This window comes from Actinoplanes sp. NPDC089786 (genome assembly GCF_040684855.1).
Taxonomy (GTDB): domain Bacteria; phylum Actinomycetota; class Actinomycetes; order Mycobacteriales; family Micromonosporaceae; genus Actinoplanes.
Genome location: NZ_JBFBGU010000023.1, coordinates 20,582 through 37,756 on the forward strand (window position 1 = coordinate 20,582; position 17,175 = coordinate 37,756).

The window sequence follows — 17,175 nt, forward strand, 5'->3', positions numbered from 1 at the left end:
TCACGGAACCGCGGCGGCGCCCCCGCCGACTAATGGAACGTGATGACGGTGACTGCTGTGCGCCGGACCGCGGTGTGGCCGTGGGTCTCGACGGTGGCTCGGCTCGGCCTGGCCGCGGTCTTCCTGATCGCCGGCGGGCTCAAGGTGTCCGACCTGGCGGCGTCCGGTCGCGCGGTGAACGCGTACCGGCTGATGCCGTTCGAGGCCGCCCAGGTGGTCGGCGCCGTCCAGCCGTTCCTCGAGATCGCGCTCGGCCTGTTGCTGCTGATCGGCCTGGCCACGCGGCTGACCGCGGTGATCGGCGGGCTGCTGATGGTGATCTTCATCGCCGGGATCGTCTCGGCCTGGGCCCGCGGCCTGCAGATCGACTGCGGCTGCTTCAGCCAGGGCGGTGACCTGGGCGCGGGCGAGAGCCCGGCGTACGGCTGGGAGATCGCGCGAGACGTGGGCTTCCTGGCGCTGGCGGGTTTGTTGGTGTGGCGTCCGCGGACACGGTTCTCGCTGGACGGTTTGTTGATGAGGGGTACGCGATGAGCAAGGGCACGAAGCAGCGGACGGCCGCCAAGCGGATCGTCGAGCAGCAGAAGGCGGCCGACAAACGCCGCACCGTCACGCTGTGGACCACGGTGGCGGTGGTCGGGGTGCTGCTCATCGCCGGCCTGATCGGCTGGGGCGTGCTGGCCGGCCAGCGCTCCGACACGAGCAACGCCGCCGTCCCGCCGGGCACGGTCGACAACGGCACGGCGTTCGCGGTGGGCGACGGCCCGGTCACGATCGATGTGTACGAAGACTTCATGTGCCCGATCTGCCACGAGTTCGAGAACCAGTCCGGGGCCACGCTGACGCAGCTGGTCAACGCGAAGAAGGTGACCGTGCGCTACCACCCGATCGCGATCCTCGACGACAAGTCGAACGGCACGAAGTACTCGACGCGGGCCGCGGGCGCCGTGGCCGCCGCCGCCGAGGAAGGCAAGTTCCGGCAATATCATCAGGTGCTCTTCGACAACCAGCCCACCGAGGGCAGCAACGGCCTCGACAACGCCAAGCTGATCGAGCTGGGCAAGTCGGCCGGGCTGGGCGACAAATTCGCGGCCGCGGTCACCGACGGGAAGTACAGCGGGTGGGCCACCAACGTCACCGCCGAGTCGTCCAAGCGCGGCGTCACCGGCACACCGACCGTTCTGGTCAACGGCAAGCGGCTGTCCAACCCGACCCCCCAGGCCATCACGAGCGCGGTCGGGTGAGACGAGCTCTCCTCACGGTCGCGGTCGTCGCCGGGGTGGTGCTGCTGCCCGCCCCGGCGTTCGCGCACGGCGGCGACACCCCCGACGCGACCTCCTTCCGTACGGAGGTGACGGGTCTCGCCCCGGCCGTGCCGGGCCTGGTGGTGACCGCGATCGAGGCGGGCGCACGGCTCGAGCTGACCAACGACACCGGGCGCACGGTCGAGGTGCTCGGCTACTCCGGCGAGCCCTATCTCGAGGTGCGACCGGACGGCACGTACGAGAACGTGCACTCGCCGGCGACGTACCTCAACCAGACCTTGGCCGGGGAGACCCCGCTGCCGGCGGCCGCCGACCCGGCCGCACCCCCGCAATGGCGACGCGTCTCGGGCGACCTCACCGTGCGCTGGCACGACCAGCGCACGCACTGGACCGGTGACGGCCTGCCGCCGGCCGCGACGGCCGAGCCCTACCGCGGACATCACCTGCGCGACTGGGTCGTCCCGCTCCGCCAGGAGACCACTGAGCTGCGGATCCAGGGGACCCTCGACTACCTGCCGCCGCCTCCGGAATGGCTGTGGTGGGCCGGCGCGGTGGCGATCATGCTGGCGGTGGCCGCGGCCGGGCGGTGGTCGGTCGCGGCCGGGCCGGTGGCGGGGGCGGCGCTCCTGGCGTACGCGATCCTCCGCACCCTGGACGCGCCCGCGCCGACGGTGACCTACGCGGCCGGGCTGATCGGCCTGGCCTCGGCCTTCCTCACCCGGTCGGCGTTCCTGACCACGCTGGCCGGCGCGGTGGTGGCGGTCTTCGGCGGCCTCATCGACCTCGGCGTCCTCCAGCAGGCCGTGGTCCCGGTGGCCGGGCCGGCCTGGATCGCCCGGACGGCCGTGACGCTGGCCATCGGCGGGGGCCTGGGCCTGGTCGTCCAGGGCATGATGCGGCTGCGTCACCAGCCCGGCGCCACGGCTAAGGTCGCAGGATGAGCCTCAGCCACGGCGACACCGCCCCCGATTTCACCCTGCCCACCGACTCCGGCGACCGCCTGGCGCTGAAGGATCTGCGGGGGCGCAAGGTCGTTCTGTACGCGTACCCGGCCGCGATGACCCCCGGGTGCACCAAGCAGGCCTGTGACTTCCGCGATTCGCTGGCCTCGCTGCAGGCGGCCGGCTACGAGGTGATCGGCATCTCCCCCGACTCCCCGGCCAAGCTGGCCAAGTTCCGCGAACGCGACGCGATCACGTTCCCGCTGGTCAGTGACGAGGACAAGAGCGTGCTGACGGCGTACGGGGCGTACGGCGAGAAGAAGCTGTACGGCAAGACGGTGACCGGGGTGATCCGCTCGACCTTCGTGATCGACGAGGACGGTGCCGTCGACCGGGCCATGTACAACGTGAAGGCCACCGGGCACGTCGCCAAGCTGCGGCGTGATCTGGGCATCGACTGACCTGTCTTCCCTCACGTCCCGGCGGCAACTGCCGATAGGTGCGGTGCACCCGCCCCGCCACCTTCCGGAGAAACGTGATGTCAGCCCTGCTTCGCAATCTGCCGGTAGCGCAGAAACTGCTCGTCAGTTTCGGTGTGCTGTGCCTCCTGATGATCGGCGTCGGCGCGACCGGCCTGATCCAGGTCGACGCGGCCAACGACCGCCTGTCCGAGGTGGGCCGCGACAACCTGCGGGCCGCCGACCTGCTCGGCGAGGTGCGCTCCGACGTCCAGGAGCTGCGGGTGCTGAGCGGGTCGCTGATCCTGCACTCGCCGGCCGCCGACGCCAACAACATCGAGCAGGCGATCAAGCGCAAGGACGCCGAGATCGACGGCACCTGGGCCCAGTACCGGACCAGCGGGGTCGAGGGGCAGGCAGCGCAGCGGGGCACGTTCGAGACCGCGCTGGCCGACTACCGCAAGGTGCGCAACGACAAGCTGTTCACGGCCGGTCGCGCCGCGAACATGGACGCCTACCTGGCCGCGCAGGGCAGCCTGGCCGAGCCGCTCGCCGAGGCCATGACCACCGCGCTGAACTCCCTGGCCATGGCCGAGGACGCCGACACCGCCCACCACATGACGCTGGCCCAGCGGGCCGCCGACCGGGCCAAGCTGCTGGTCGGCGGTCTGATCGGCGGCGCGCTGCTGATCGCCCTGCTGCTCGGCCTGCTGGTCAGCCGGGCCATGTCCCGGCCGCTGCGCCGCACCGTCGAGGTCCTCGAGGGCCTGGCCGAGGGCCGGCTCGACCAGCGGCTCGACGTCGAGGGCAAGGACGAGGTCGGCCGGATGGCGAACGCCCTCAACACCGCCCTCGACCGGCTCACCGGCACCCTGCGTGACGTGAGCGACAACGTGACCACGCTGGCCTCGTCGGCCACGCAGCTCACCTCGGTCGCCGGGCAGATGAACGCCTCGGCCGGCCGGTCCGCGTCCGGCGCCGGCACGGTGTCGGCCGCGTCCAGCCAGATCGGCCAGAACATCACCACGGTGTCGGCCGGCGCCGAGGAGATGAGCAGTTCCATCGGCGAGATCGCGCGCAGTGCCAACAGCGCGGCCGAGGTGGCGGGCAAGGCCGTCCGCATCTCCAGCGAGGCGGGCGACATCCTGCAGAAGCTGGGTACGTCCTCGGCCGAGATCGTCTCGGTCGTCAAGATCATCACGTCGATCGCTGGCCAGACCAACCTGCTCGCCCTCAACGCCACCATCGAGGCCGCCCGGGCCGGTGAGGCCGGCAAGGGCTTCGCGGTCGTCGCCGGCGAGGTGAAGGAACTGGCCGGCGAGACGGCCCGGGCCACCGAGGACATCCGGACCCGGGTCGGCGCGATCCAGACCGACTCGGCCGCCGCGGTCGCCGCGATCGCGGAGATCGGCGCCGTGATCGACCAGATCAACCAGACCCAGACGGCGATCGCGGCCGCGGTCGAGGAGCAGACCGCGACCACCGACGAGATGAGCCGCAACGTGTCCCAGGTCGCGGCCGGCACCGCCGACATCTCCACCAACATGGCCGCGGTCGCCGAGGCGGCCGCCGAGACCACCGGCGCGGCGGCCCACACCGAGGCGGCGGCCGACGAACTCTCCCGCGTGGCGAGCGACATCAGCCGGAGCCTGGCGATGTTCCGCTTCTAGAAACACCACAGACCCACGGCGGTCGTCACGCGGCCCGATCCGCGAGGCGACCGCCGTGGCCTGTACATACGTCCGCCGAGGAGTGTTTACACTCACCGGAACGCGGGAGTGGCGGAATGGCAGACGCGAAGGTCTTAGGAGCCTTTGTCCTAACGGGCGTGGGGGTTCGAGTCCCCCCTTCCGCACGTGGGTGGAGCCCGCGGGTCGCGGGTGACGCGGTCCGCGGCCCGACGAGATCGATGTCCCTCATCCGGGGTCGGTCGTGCGGACCGATCCCGTCGCCGACCCGGCCGGCGCGCAGAGGTCGAGATCTTGTTGACCGGACGAGCATTTGCCGCGTCTTATTCGATCAACCAAAATAGGGCTACGGACAATTTGTCGCGGCTGGACCCACACCTCCTGGCGTCGATACGGTGGACGGACGGCATGAAGTCCTTTCTCCACCCCGTCCATGACCAACGGATCATCAATCCGAACTTCGGTGAGGTCGATATTGTCCGGCACAGCGCACCCGGAGCAGGAGGAGTTGGCCCGCGTGCTCGGCGGGCCGGCGGCATCCGCCCTGTCGCGCTGGGCCGAGGCCAACGGCCGTGCCGTCCGGCTGACGCGACCGGTCTGGCGGGCCGGCGGCTACACCGGCGCCAAGCTGGCCGCCATCAATGTTCGGCAGCCCGGCGGAGCCGACGTCAAACTGGTGCTGAAGGTCTGCCCGGCCGGGGTCTACGCCCGTGAGCCGGCGGCCCATCGACGAGCGCAGGCCGCCTCGGCCGCGGCCTTCATCACGGACCACCTCGTCGACCAACCGTTCGACCCCTACCCCGTCGGGGATGGCGGCCACCTGATGTTCCAGGACGTCGCCGGAGCGACGTTCGGGCTGACCCCGTTGACCCAGGTGCCCGACGTGCACTTCGACAAGACGTGCGGAATCGTCGTCCAATCTGTCCTCCGGGACTGGGCCCCCCACGTGGTGCGGTCCGTCGAGATGACGACGGCCGGCTTCCTGGATCGGGAACTGCACGGGGCGTTGGAGGGGGGCGGCTCGATTCATGACTGGGCCACCGCTCTGGGACTGTTCGAACAGGACACGTCCTGGTTCCTCGAGGGCAGCGACCGCACCAATCCGTTGCCCAATCCGGTGTTGATGGCCGCGGGCCGGATCGGCGGCGCCATCACCTTCGACGTGTCGACCGGCGCGTCACACGGCGATCTCCATCTGGAGAACGTCCTGGTCCCGGTCGAGCGGGACCAGCCACAGGCGGAGAACTTCCGGCTGGTCGATCTGTCGACCTTCGAGGCCGACGCGCCCCTCAGCCGCGACCCGGTGACGCTCATGCTGTCGGTCATCGCCCAGACGGTGGACGAACTCCGGATGGAGGAGCAGGACGCGTTGCTCGATTTCGTCCTGCACCCCTGGACGGCGGGATCACCTCGTCTCACCGGTTACCTCAGGACGACCCTGAACACCATTCACGAAGCCGGCTACGAATCGCTGAAAATCATGCGTCAGGGCGATTGGCGATCACAATTCCTGCTCTCCGTCCTCGCCGGCGCCATGCTGTTCGCCTGCTATGAGAACCTGACTCCACGCGGACGATGGTGGTATTTCCGCCTGGCGGCGCATGCCGGACGCAGATTCCTTCAATTTCACAACCACTATCTGCCCGCATCGACCCGCCCCTTGCATCGTCCGACCTCGTGGCCCACGGTGACGGCGCCGGAAATCCTCGCCGGAACCCCGCACGACGGTGACCGCCTGAGCCGGTCCGACCACGAAGCGGCGCTGAGCCTGCTGTCCGACGTCGATGTCGCCGTTCTGGCCATGGCCTACGACGACGTGACCGGAGCCGCCCCCGGCCCGGGCCGGCCGGACCATGCCACCGTCATGGCGAAGGTGGGCGAACTGATCGGCGACGGCACCTCGCACGACCAGATGCCCCGGTCCATGGTGCTGGTCGACCGCTGCGCCCATCTGGTCGGCGGCGTCGCCTCGCACCGTATGCACGAGTGGCTGGACCAGTGTGCGGAACGTCGTCTGCAGGTGAGTCAGTCTGTCCTGCGAGCACGTCTGTGCCAGATCTCCGAGCGGTTCGCCGCCGGATCAATGAGCGAACTTACGGGATCTTCATCTCAGGAGATGAGACCATCACCCCCGGGTGATACGTCCCGATTAGTCCTACCACGTAGCCTGCCCCGTGATAATCCAGAGCCGGGAGACACCGTGAACGCGCGAACCACAGCCGGCCCGCTGCAAGATGCGCCCAACGATTCCCGAGCGAATCAACGCCGGCTCATCCTTGGGCCCGCCCTGCCGTCGAAGAACCCCAACTTCACCGGTCGCGAGACTCTCCTGCAGCGGCTCACCGCGACTCTGCTGGCCCGGCAGCACGCAGCGGTCGTGCCCCAGACGCTGCACGGCCTGGGCGGCGTGGGAAAGACCCAGCTGGCCGTGGAGTACGTCTATCGACACGCCGGCGAGTACGACCTGATCTGGTGGATCCCCGCCGAGGATCCGGCCCAGGTTCGCCAGACGCTGGCCGAACTCGCGACCCGCCTCGACCTGCCGGCCGGGGACGAGGTCAAGCAGACCATCAGCCTGCTCTTCGAAGCCCTGGCCGCGCCGGAGAGCGATCGGCGCTGGCTCCTGGTCTACGACAACGTCACCGACCGGGCGAATCTGGCGGGCATCGTGCCGCCGGCCGGCAGCGGCCATGTGATCATCACTTCGCGCAATACCGCCGAGTTCGCGACGGACAGCGGTTCCATCGAGGTCGACATCTTCGAACGCCAGGAAAGCATCGAACTGTTGCAACGACACGGGCAGAACATCAGCCCCGAGGATGCCGACCGGCTGGCGGAGAAGCTGGGCGACCTTCCGTTGGCGCTGGAGCAGGCGGCGATCTGGAACGCCCAGACCAAGATGCCGGTGCCGGAGTACCTGGAACTGTTCGACCGCAACATCGAGCAGCTCCTCTCCGAGGGCCGGCCGGTCGCGTACCCGGAAACCGTCTTCGCCATCGTGAAGCTCGCCGTCCAGCAGCTGCGCCGGGAGGCCCCCGGAGCCGCCGAGCTGCTCGAGGCGTTCGCGTTCTTCGGCGCCGAACCGGTCGCCGTCTCCGTCCTGCGCAGTGGCCGGCTCGCCGATCTGTCGGACGACCTCTCCGCGGCGCTGCGCAACCAGATCGACCTCAACCGCGCCATCCGCCGGGTGAACGCCTACGGCCTTGTCAAGATCACCGACTCCGAAGGGCAGCGGCTCCAGGTCCACCGCCTGGTTCAGCGAGTGCTACGCGAAGAACTGGTCGAGGACCGGCTACGGCAGGCCCGCCGGAACGTACAGAACATCCTGTCGTCGGCCAACCCGGGTGAGCCGGATGACATCCAGACCCGCCGGGCCCATAAGGAGATCGGCCCGCACATCCTGGCCGCCGAACTGATCAGCGCGGTGTCGCCGGACGCACGCACGGTCGTTCTGGACCAGATCCGGTACCTCTTCACGATCGGCGACTACGAGGCCAGCCGCCGGCTCGGCATGCTCGCCTACGAGGCGTGGACCGATCCGCAGGACCCACTCGGCTCCGACCACGAGATCACGTTGATCGCCGGTCGTCACCTGGCCAACGCCTTCCGGCTGCTGGGCGAATCCCAGGCGGCCCGGGACCTCGACGAACACGTCTTCCGGATCCTCACCGAGGACACCGAGCGCTTCGGCGAGCACCACGAACACACCCTGTACACGGCCAACAACGTCAGTAACGACCTTCGCATTCTGGGCGACTACGCCGCCGCCAGAAAGCACGACGAACGCAACGTCGAGCTGCACACCATCACCTTCGGGCCGGATGACGACAGCACCCTCCGGGCGCGGAGCAACCTCGCGGTCAACCTGCGGTTCCTCGGCCTCTTCGCCCAGGCCGAGCAGATCGACCGCGACCTTTTCGACAAGAGACGGGATCGGTTCGGCGAGAACCACGTTTCCACTCAGGAGTCGCTGACCAACCTGACGCGGGACCTGATCGGACTCGGGAAATACTCGGCCGCGCTCGAACTCCAGCGCCGGGGTCTGCCGATCTACCGAGACCTGCTGTCGGCCCGGCACGCGGCCGTGCTGATGGCCGCCCGAGCCATCACGATCGCCCTGCGGCGCACGGGTTCCTACGCGGATGCCCGGGACAGCGCCCGGGAGAACTACCACGATCACCGCGCGCGTTTCGGCGAGGACCACGAACACAGCCTGTCCGCGGCACTCACGTTCGCCAACGCCCTGCGGGTCTGCAACGAGTTGCAGACGGCGCGGAGCATGGCTCGCGACACCGTTGAGCGCTATCGACGGCTGTTCGGCTCGAGCCATGCCCTCACCCTCGCCGCCAGCATCAACCTCGCCATCATTCTGCGGAGGTTGCGGGACGACAACGCCGAGGCACGCCGGCTCGCCGAAAGCAACCTCGCGCTCGCCCGCCAGGTGTTCGGGGACGACCACCCGTACTCCTTCGCCGCGGCGACCGGGCTGGCCAACTCCTTCGCCGAGGCGGGCGAATCCGCGGCAGCCCGTGATCTGGCCGTCGCCACGTACGAACGGGCGGAGCGATTCTTCGGTCCGGGCCATCCGGAGACGCTGCTGACCGCGGTCAACGCCGCGATCGATCTCCAGGCGACCGGCGACTCGACCGGCAGCGACCTGCTGCTCAAGGCCCGTGTGCAGCTCCGCGAGGTCCTGCATCCGGAGCATCCGATCGTGACCGAGATCGGCGGCGGGGAACGCGCCGAGCTCGATATCGAGCCGCCGCCCAGCTAGGTCGCGTCGCGTGACCCGGCCTATCCCCTCGGCGCCGAGTTGCGCAGCATCCACGCGTCGTAGGCCTGCACAAGCTCATCCTCGGCACGGCGACCCAGCTCGTGGGGCAGCTCGACGGCCTCCAGCCGCTCGACCCGCCGGCGGGAGTGGGCGACCAGGGCCTCCCCGGCCCGCGTCAGTTCGGGCGAGCGGGTCACGGCCTCGATCGCGGCGCGAAGTTGGACGCGCCGGCGGGCGAGCTGGCCGGCCGCCTCGCCTCGGAGTTCGGGCACGGCCAGCAGCTGCTGCCACAGCTCGCCCACCGCGGTGAACGCGTAGATGCCGTGCAACGCGCCGAGAATGGGTCGCGGATCTCTTCGCCATGGCGCGAAGTAGGTCGCCGTCGCGGCCGGATCCGCGAGCCGCCAGAAGAGCAGGATGCCGTTCAACATGGAGTGAGCTCGTTCGTGTACCAGGCAGGCCCCGAACTCCACCGGGCCCGCGGGCAGGCTCAACGCGATACTTCCGAGGGCGGCACGCGAGCTGATGCTCAGATTGGCATCGTCGGCGGCGGGTTCCAACGGAACCAAGGTGTCCGTCCAGCGCGCGGTCAGCTCGCTCGATTCCGGCGCGTGATTCCGCAGAAGCGACCAGGCAAGCTCACCACGCGACCACCACAACCGGACGGCCTCGGGCGTCAACCGGTCGGCCGGTCGGCTCACGAAACAGTCACGGGTCGGGTCGAGATCGTCGATGGTCAGCGTCAGGGATCGCCGGCCCGAACCGAGACGGATCTCGCGCAAGCTCATCCAGCGGGGATCATCGCCCATCGGAAGGTCTTCCTCATGACCGCCGTCGTTGATCAGCCTCGGGCGTCCCGGCCGGACGATCAACGTCGCCGTCCCGTCGGTCCCGGCGGACTGGTCGACCGTCGCCGAACCCATGGTCGGCAGGTGGATCCGGCCGGCGCGAATGGCGACATCGACGGAAGCGTCGACGCCCGTTCGCAGGGCCGCAGCCGCGGCCAGGTTCCCCAGGGCGCTGACGTCGTCGGCAGTAGCCGTCCGTTCCGGCCCCGAGTGCAGGCATCGGCTGGCCCAGCTTCCGAGCCATCCTCGGCGGAACGTCTCGGCCGCCCGGACCGGCGACCTCGACTGCGCCCGCGAGAGAACCTCGGCCACGCCGAGAACTCGTGGGTCGTCGCCGAGCAGATCTCGCAGCACATGACTGGCCAGCAAGAGGTCTTTGCTGTGTTGGGCCGCGCGAATGCGTTCGACGGCGCCGGCGTCGCACCGTCCGCTCGCCAGCTGATCAAAGGACCCGACCGGCAATGCGTGGGGCTGGATCAAGAGTCCTCACGGCTCTCGACGGGCCGCGCGCCTGGATCGAGGAAGCTGCTCCAACTGGAGGTGACGGGCAGAACGAGATAGTCGGCCACCAGCCGCCGAGCGCCCTCGACGACCTTCGCGTCCTCGCACTGCAGCAGCTCGAGCATCGTCATGCCGGAGACGTCGGCGATCACCACCGGTTGATCCGTCTCCTCGTCGGAGGCCGCGCTGGTTGACGGTTCCTCGCGGTGGGGCATGGGTGGGCCTCCCTGGGAAAATGAGCGGACGTCGATCTGAGATCGTCAGACCAGGTCCGGTGAACCATCGCGGTGAGCAGCCGCTCCAGCGAGGCGACTCGGTACGGCACCCTCCGGCGACGACACGTTGACGACCGTCATTATTTCATAACTGGAAGCGATCACGATGTGACTGTGAGTCCAATCTGGAGTCAAGATCAGCCGCGGTGATCCTCTTCTCCAGGGCACGCATCTTGTAGCGGAAGTCGCTCAGATCGTCGTCATGGAACAGCCGGAAGAACCATTGCGGCGTACGCGGCTGCTGCCGGCGCGCCAGCAACAGCGAGTCCTGAACCTGACGGGCGAACCGGGTGAACTCGGCCTCGTCGGCGAGATGCGATGACGTCGGGTCGTCGATCACCGCCCGGACGAGGCCGAGGACGCGGGAGCGCTCCTGGGTGACCGCGTTCTGGGCGCGAGCCTGGTCCGAACAGAACAGCAGCAGACCGAGCGACGGAATGAGCCACGAGCTGACCAGCGCCGTCACGGTCGCCTCGGTCGCGAACGCGACAGCCACGCCGCCCACGCACCACGCGATGGCGAGACCGATCAGCCCGTCGGCGAGGCGACGCCGGACCCTCGACCCCCAGGCCAGGTTCTGTTCGAAACAGAAGAGCACGTCGTACGGCCACCCCGCCGTCGAGACCAGGTAGTAGTCCAGCAGCGGCTTCTGGTCGCCTCGGTACCGCCGGCTGAGCCGGCTGACCTCCTCCTCGGACAGCGGATCACCGGCGAGCACGCTGTTCCACGGAAGGTTGAACAGGGTCGTGTCCAACAACTCCTGCAGGGTCGCGCTGGTTCGGAGATAACGCCGGGCGGACGGGGCGAGGACCAGCGCATACAGCGCGGCCCAGAGCGTTCCGGCGACGGCGACCGCGGAAAGGCCGGCATCGGTGATCCGGGCGACGATGCCGGACCCGGCGATCACCAAGGACATCGCGAGGCTCATCGCCTGGACCCGCTGCACGTTGCGATGCGTCACGGCGATCGCGCGCAGCAGCACGACGGACCGAGCGTCGTTCTGCAATAGATCGATTCGCCGCTCGGCCCGCATCATCAACCCCGCACCGCTCGAACATCCCAGCCGCCTTGCGTCATGGTTGCACGAGGAGTGATGGCTTAGGTACTGGCCGTTCACGCCAACCGGTGATGTCGGCCGGATCGGCCAGCGCCTCAGTCGATCATCGCGACCATGGCGATCGAGACCAGCAGGCCCGGGCGGTCGACGTCGGTATCCCGGCGGACATCAGACTTTCTCGACGCGGCGCAGCACCATCGTCGCGAAGCCGGCGATGCCGCGGTAGCCGCGAAGCCACTGCTCGCGGTGGCTGCGGGCCTCGTCCAGGGCGTCCGCGGCGTCGGGGTGACCGGGGTTGTCCAATGCCCATTCGGTGAGCGAGCCGACCCACGACCACTCGTACGTGTCCCACTCGGCCTGGTCGCTCACGTGCACGTAGATCGGGGTCCAGCCGCTCCCCTCGGCCGCGTCGGCCAGGCCGGCCAGGTCGGTCAGCTCGCCGAAGAACGTCGTCAGATCGGGGGTCGGTGAGGACGCCCAGAACAGCTCCCCGACGAGCAGGACGCCGTCCGGGCGCACGTGCCGGCCGGCCGACGCGATCGTCTCGCCGAGGCCTCCGAAGACATGTGTCATGCCGACGCACATGACCAGGTCGTAGTCGCCGTCCGGCACGTAGCCGCTCGCATCCCGTTCGTGCAGGGTCAGGCGCTCGGTCAGGCCGCGGACGGCGGCGGCCTCGGCGGCCCGCTCCAGCGCGTACGGGCTGAGGTCGATACCGTCGGCCACCCCGTCGGGGTAGTGGGCCAGCGCCTGCATCGCCCAGGCCGCCTCGCCGCAGCCCAGGTCGAGGATGCGCGCGGCCGGACCGCGGCCGGCGCGGCGCAGGAGGCGGTTGACGTTCACCCCGGAGATGGGCGCGGCGATCGGGTGGTGCGAGTGCGCGATGCTGCTGAGCCGTTGTCGATCCACGGCGAGAATCTACGTCAGATGTACGGTGCGGCGGGCGTCCCGCCAGGCGATCCACGCGGTGCGCAGCCGTGGGGACGTGACCTGCTCGCCGCGGCGGCGGGCGGCGAGCTGGTCGATCAGCCACGGCGGGGCGGCGGCCTGCCCGACGGCACGCGACTTGGTGAGCAGGGCGCCGTGGGCCAGGGTGTGCCGGCCGCGGGCCATCGAGGTGAGGCTGAGGTCGGCCATCACCGGGTCGAGGAACAGCCAGGGCCGGCGCGCGGCCCACGACCAGTAGCCGGTGAGCTCGGCGCGGCCGGCCTCGCGTACGTCATCGTCGGTCATGGCCGGGAAGATCTCACCCGGCGCCCGGCCGAGGACGGCGTAGCCGTGCCGGACCAGCTCGGCGCGCGTGACCCCGGAGAGGATGCGCTGCACCAGCACCCCGTGTGTCCACGTGGGATGGCGGCGGGCGACGTCGGCGACCGACGCCTGGTCGACGTAGACGCAGCCGAGCGCGAGCGCCGGGTCGATGCCGTCGTGCAGCGCGCGGACCTCGGGCTCGGTCAGCGGCGCGGAACAGATGGCGACCAGGTCGAGGTCGCTGACCCCGGGGAGATGGTCGCCGGTGGCCAGCGAGCCGGCGACCAGCAGATCGGTGACCCGGGGATGAGCCGCGAGCCGCGAGGCGAAGTCGTCGAGCACCACCCGAGCATGGCACGCGGTCATGAAGGTCACGCGGTCCAGAAGGTAGAATCTGACGTTCATGTGAGGTTCGAGTCCGTATGGAGAACGTCATGCGCATCGGTGAGCTGGCCGAGCAGACCGGGGTGAGCGTCCGCTCGCTGCGTTACTACGAGGAGCAAGACCTCATTCTTCCCACGCGTACGCAGGGCGGCCAGCGCACGTTCCCGGCGGATGCCGTGGAGCGCGTACACCTCATCCAGATCCTGCTCGCCGCCGGCATCCCCAGCCGGCGCATCGCCGAGATCATGCCCTGCATGCACACCGGGCAGATCACGCCGGCCATGTTCGATCACCTGACCGCCGAGCGGGACCGGATCGACGAGCAGATGAGTACGCTCGCCGCGACCCGGGACCGCCTCGACGGCGTGATCGAGGCCGCGCGCGAGCGCCTGACCGCCGAGAGCGTCCCGGCATGACCGAGTTCAGCCGGCAGGATCTGAGCGGCTCGACCTTCCGCGACGTCAACCTGGCCGGCGCCGACTTCCGGGCGGTGAGCTTCTTCCAGGTCCGCATGCGCGGCGTCGAGCTGTGCGACGTCGAGATCAGCGGCGAGCTGAAGAACGTGGTGATCAACGGGGTCGACGTGGCGCCGCTGATCGCGGCCGAGCTGGAACGCCGCGACCCGCTGCTGGCCAAGATGCGCCCGGCCGACGCGGACGGTTTCCGCGAGGCGTGGGCGATCCTCGAGGAGCTTTGGGCCGGAACCATCGAGCGGGCCCGCACGCTGACGCCCGACCAGCTCAACGCCTCGGTCGACGACGAGTGGTCGTTCCTGCAGACACTGCGGCACCTCTGCTACGCGACCGACGCCTGGGTGCGGCGGGCCTACCTCGGCGATCCCGCGCCGTGGCACCCGCTCGACCTGCCGTGGGACGAGGCGGGCGACGACGTCGGCTTCACCGTCGACCGCACGTCGCGCCCGTCCTTCGAGGAGGTGCTCGCGGTTCGCGAGGATCGGGTCGCCGGCGTACGCGAGGTGCTGGCGGGCCTGACCGACGAGCGGCTGAACGGGCAGACGCAGCCGGTCCACGGCCCCGGCTCCTGGCCTCCGGCCCAGGCGATGGATGTACGCGAGGTGTTCGTCACCGTGCTGAGCGAGGAGTACTCGCACCGGCAGTACGCCGAACGCGACCTCGACAAACTGCTGTCTTAGCGCAACCGGTTGCGCTTTGCCTACGGTTAACCGTAGGCTCGTCGGCATGGGCAGACTGATCAGCACCTCCATCACGTCCCTGGACGGCTACATCAACGACGAGCAGGGCAAGTTCGACTGGGGCGTGCCCGACCCCGAGGTGCACGCGTTCGTCAACGACCTCGAACGCCCGATCGGCACCTACCTGTACGGGCGGCGGCTCTACGACGTGATGACGTTCTGGGAGACCGCGCACGAGCAGCCCGGCCTGCCCGCCGTCGAGCTCGACTACGCGCGCCTGTGGCAGGCGGCGGACAAGATCGTGTATTCCACGACCCTGGCCGAGCCGTCGAGCGCGCGTACCCGCGTCGAACGGTCCTTCGACGCCGAGGCCGTGCGGGCCCTGAAGGAGTCGAGCGACCGCGACCTCACCATCGGCGGCCCCGGCCTGGCCGCGCATGCTCTGCGCGCCGGCCTGATCGACGAGATCCGCGTCTTCCTCTCCCCCGTGATCGTCGGCGGCGGCACCCACTTCCTGGCCGACCGCGTCCGCCTCGACCTCGACCTCACCGACGAGCGCCGCTTCGCCAACGGCGTCGTCTACCTCGCCTACCGCGTGACGTCCCGCTGACGGCCGCTCAGGCGGCCCAGGAACCGGCGCCTGGAGCGACGCTGACACCATCGGCGCGGGTGAGATCGACGTTGCCGTCGGCGTGGACGGGCTCCGCCGTACCCAGGCCTTTCTCGACCGGCACCTGAACCGCCGGCACGACACCCGGCGGGACACCTGGCCGGACTTCCCGCCCCGCGCCATCGCCGCCCTGGCCGAGCTGCCCTTCCGCCCGCGGTGGCAGGCGCTCGGCCCGATCGGATGAGGTGCCCCCACCGGTTCACCCACGATCCGTATGCTTCCCCTCGCTGATCAGGGAGGGCCAGTCTGATGTACGGACAACCGCAGCCGCCGTGGGGCGGTGGGACGTCGGCCATTGCCGTCACCGCCAAGTACTGGTGGGTGTCGTTCCTCCTCGGCCTGTTCAAGCCGATCCTGTCGGTCGACGGGCACCCGGTGCAGGCGAGCTGGGGACGCACGGTGGTGCCGGTACAGCCGGGAACGCACCACGTGCACATGCACATCCCCTACCTGTTGCCGTCGCGCATCGGGAACGCCGAGACCATGGTTCCGGTGTACGAGGGGCAGACGGCCGAGGTCGAGTACCGGGCGCCCGCCATCGCGTGGCTGGACGGCGCGATCGGGCCGCCGCCGCAGAAGCACCGCGGCATGCCCGCCGCCATCGTGCTGGTGCTGCTGCCGCTGCTCCTGCTGCTCTGCGTCTGTGGCGGTCTCGGCATCGCCGCCCTCACCGACGACAGCGCCGACGACCGGACGGCCCAGCCGTTCCGCCCGGCCGAGCCGACACCCTTCGAGCGGCCGACCTCCGATCCGCTCAGTGAGCCGTCCGCGACGGAACCGGCCCCCGCGAACAAACCGACGTTGCGGGCGGTTCCCGCCCGTACCCTGGTCGGCCCGGTCTTCTCGGCCTCGGACAAGACCTACACGATGGACTTCCCGGAGTGGCCGTTCGCCTTCCGGACGCCGGGCTCGTGGGGATGCCTCCGCGGCGACGTCGACCTGCCCGAGGCCAAGGCGTACGTCTGCATCGACGAGGGCAACCCCCGCAGCGGCCAGCGCTTCCAGATCATGCTGCGGCCCTGCCCGGCGCCGTGCGGCTCGGCCGAGCAGAAGAAGCTGAGCACCGAGTGGTTCGACAAGGGCGCCAAGGCCAAGACCTTCGACCGGCGTACGTCGTACGTCGAGACGCCCAAGGACGCCAAGGGCCGCTACCTGCTGGACATGAGCCACTTCTTCGCCCCGACCGGCGGCGTCCCGACGTGGCAGGTCGGCATCGGCGCCTTCACCCCGCCCGGCACCAAGGGCGACATCCAGAAGATCTTCAACGACGTCCTGACCCAGACCTGGTGACCGACGGCCTGACGGCCACCCTGTCCCGCGGCGGCGTGATCCGCGTCGCTGAACATCGGCGGCCACAGCGGCGAAAATGGGCGGATGGGCCTGTCGCTGGAAGTTGATCCGCCGCTGACCGACGCGTTGCGCGACGAAATGGTCGCGCTCTGGACCACGGTCGTCAACGACGGCGGGGCGGTGGGGTTCGTGCCTCCGGTGGTCGCCGACGACGTGCGGCCCACCGCCGAGGCGGCCCTCGCCGCCGTGGCCGACGGCACCGATCGGCTGGTCGCCGGCTTCGAGGCCGGCCGGCTGGTGGCGCTGCTGTTCGTGGCCGACAACGGACACCGGCTCAAGAACCACTGGCGGACGCTCAAACGGGTGATGGTCGCGCCCGGGCAGCAGGGCAAGGGGTACGGCGGGGCGCTGATGCGCGAGGCCACGGTGGTCGGGCGCAAGATGGGGCTCGACGCCCTGCAGGTCACCGTACGCGGCGGGACGGGCACCGAGAACTTCTACGCGCGCCTCGGCTACCGCGAGGTGGGGCGGGTGCCCGACGCGATCCGGGTGGCGCCCGGCGACGACCGCGAAGAGATCATCATGTGGCTCGATCTGCGCCGGGACCGATAATTCCGGCG

General features: G+C 69.7%; 17 protein-coding genes and 1 tRNA gene. 13 read left to right on the forward strand and 5 right to left on the reverse strand.

All coding sequences use genetic code 11. The features are described 5' to 3' along the window. Window positions 1-42: 42 nt before the first annotated feature. From AB0O15_RS39290 to fxsT, 7 genes are all read left to right on the forward strand, one after another. The gene (locus tag AB0O15_RS39290; protein WP_364330201.1) at window positions 43-534 is read left to right on the forward strand and encodes a MauE/DoxX family redox-associated membrane protein; all 492 of its coding nucleotides are present in this window, start codon (window positions 43-45) and stop codon (window positions 532-534) included. Then, a complete protein-coding gene (locus AB0O15_RS39295; protein WP_364330204.1) occupies window positions 531-1,244 on the forward strand; it encodes a thioredoxin domain-containing protein in 714 nt (237 codons plus the stop codon). The genes AB0O15_RS39290 and AB0O15_RS39295 overlap by 4 nt, the downstream gene beginning before the upstream one ends. Continuing rightward, window positions 1,241-2,206 carry a hypothetical protein gene (locus tag AB0O15_RS39300; RefSeq protein ID WP_364330207.1) on the forward strand — a complete coding sequence of 322 codons (966 nt, stop codon included), beginning with the start codon at window positions 1,241-1,243 and terminating at the stop codon, window positions 2,204-2,206. Before AB0O15_RS39295 ends, AB0O15_RS39300 begins: the two co-directional genes overlap by 4 nt. Further along, the gene (gene bcp / locus AB0O15_RS39305; RefSeq protein WP_364330209.1) at window positions 2,203-2,667 is read left to right on the forward strand and encodes a thioredoxin-dependent thiol peroxidase; all 465 of its coding nucleotides are present in this window, start codon (window positions 2,203-2,205) and stop codon (window positions 2,665-2,667) included. Before AB0O15_RS39300 ends, bcp begins: the two co-directional genes overlap by 4 nt. A gap of 77 nt (window positions 2,668-2,744) precedes the next feature. Then, window positions 2,745-4,334, forward strand: a complete 1,590-nt coding sequence (locus AB0O15_RS39310; RefSeq protein WP_364330212.1) for a methyl-accepting chemotaxis protein — start codon at window positions 2,745-2,747, stop codon at window positions 4,332-4,334. Window positions 4,335-4,436: 102 nt separating this feature from the next. Further along, window positions 4,437-4,519, forward strand: a tRNA-Leu gene (locus AB0O15_RS39315). 296 nt (window positions 4,520-4,815) lie between these two features. Continuing rightward, window positions 4,816-9,126 (forward strand): FxSxx-COOH system tetratricopeptide repeat protein, encoded by a 4,311-nt coding sequence (fxsT, locus tag AB0O15_RS39320; RefSeq protein WP_364330215.1) that lies wholly within the window; start codon window positions 4,816-4,818, stop codon window positions 9,124-9,126. A gap of 20 nt (window positions 9,127-9,146) precedes the next feature. Here fxsT and AB0O15_RS39325 read toward each other — a convergent pair whose 3' ends face one another. The 5 genes from AB0O15_RS39325 to AB0O15_RS39345 form a co-directional block, all read right to left on the reverse strand. After that, window positions 9,147-10,343 (reverse strand): HEXXH motif-containing putative peptide modification protein, encoded by a 1,197-nt coding sequence (locus AB0O15_RS39325; RefSeq protein ID WP_364330218.1) that lies wholly within the window; start codon window positions 10,341-10,343, stop codon window positions 9,147-9,149. 107 nt (window positions 10,344-10,450) lie between these two features. Then, window positions 10,451-10,690 (reverse strand): hypothetical protein, encoded by a 240-nt coding sequence (locus tag AB0O15_RS39330; RefSeq protein WP_364330220.1) that lies wholly within the window; start codon window positions 10,688-10,690, stop codon window positions 10,451-10,453. Between the two features lie 145 nt (window positions 10,691-10,835). Beyond that, window positions 10,836-11,786: an S-4TM family putative pore-forming effector gene (locus AB0O15_RS39335; protein ID WP_364330223.1), complete on the reverse strand. Its 951-nt coding sequence runs from the start codon at window positions 11,784-11,786 to the stop codon at window positions 10,836-10,838. A 189-nt stretch (window positions 11,787-11,975) separates the two neighbouring features. Next, window positions 11,976-12,716, reverse strand: coding sequence for a class I SAM-dependent methyltransferase (locus AB0O15_RS39340; protein ID WP_364330226.1), 741 nt, complete (start codon window positions 12,714-12,716; stop codon window positions 11,976-11,978). Window positions 12,717-12,725: 9 nt separating this feature from the next. Further along, window positions 12,726-13,463, reverse strand: coding sequence for a nucleotidyltransferase domain-containing protein (locus AB0O15_RS39345; RefSeq protein ID WP_364330229.1), 738 nt, complete (start codon window positions 13,461-13,463; stop codon window positions 12,726-12,728). Between the two features lie 29 nt (window positions 13,464-13,492). On the opposite strand from AB0O15_RS39345, the gene AB0O15_RS39350 reads away from it, so the two are divergent. The 6 genes from AB0O15_RS39350 to AB0O15_RS39375 all read left to right on the forward strand — a co-directional run bounded on the left by AB0O15_RS39350 (window position 13,493) and on the right by AB0O15_RS39375 (window position 17,167). Further along, on the forward strand, window positions 13,493-13,858 hold the full coding sequence (locus AB0O15_RS39350) for a MerR family transcriptional regulator (protein WP_364330232.1): 366 nt from the start codon (window positions 13,493-13,495) through the stop codon (window positions 13,856-13,858). Then, entirely contained in the window at window positions 13,855-14,595 is a 741-nt protein-coding gene (locus tag AB0O15_RS39355) for a DinB family protein (protein ID WP_364330234.1), read from the forward strand. Before AB0O15_RS39350 ends, AB0O15_RS39355 begins: the two co-directional genes overlap by 4 nt. Before the next feature lie 46 nt (window positions 14,596-14,641). Further along, window positions 14,642-15,205, forward strand: a complete 564-nt coding sequence (locus AB0O15_RS39360) for a dihydrofolate reductase family protein (protein WP_364330237.1) — start codon at window positions 14,642-14,644, stop codon at window positions 15,203-15,205. A gap of 82 nt (window positions 15,206-15,287) precedes the next feature. Beyond that, a complete protein-coding gene (locus AB0O15_RS39365) occupies window positions 15,288-15,449 on the forward strand; it encodes a hypothetical protein (RefSeq protein WP_364330240.1) in 162 nt (53 codons plus the stop codon). 65 nt (window positions 15,450-15,514) lie between these two features. Further along, the gene (locus AB0O15_RS39370; RefSeq protein ID WP_364330243.1) at window positions 15,515-16,555 is read left to right on the forward strand and encodes a hypothetical protein; all 1,041 of its coding nucleotides are present in this window, start codon (window positions 15,515-15,517) and stop codon (window positions 16,553-16,555) included. Between the two features lie 84 nt (window positions 16,556-16,639). Beyond that, window positions 16,640-17,167 carry a GNAT family N-acetyltransferase gene (locus tag AB0O15_RS39375; RefSeq protein WP_364330246.1) on the forward strand — a complete coding sequence of 176 codons (528 nt, stop codon included), beginning with the start codon at window positions 16,640-16,642 and terminating at the stop codon, window positions 17,165-17,167. Window positions 17,168-17,175: the final 8 nt, after the last annotated feature.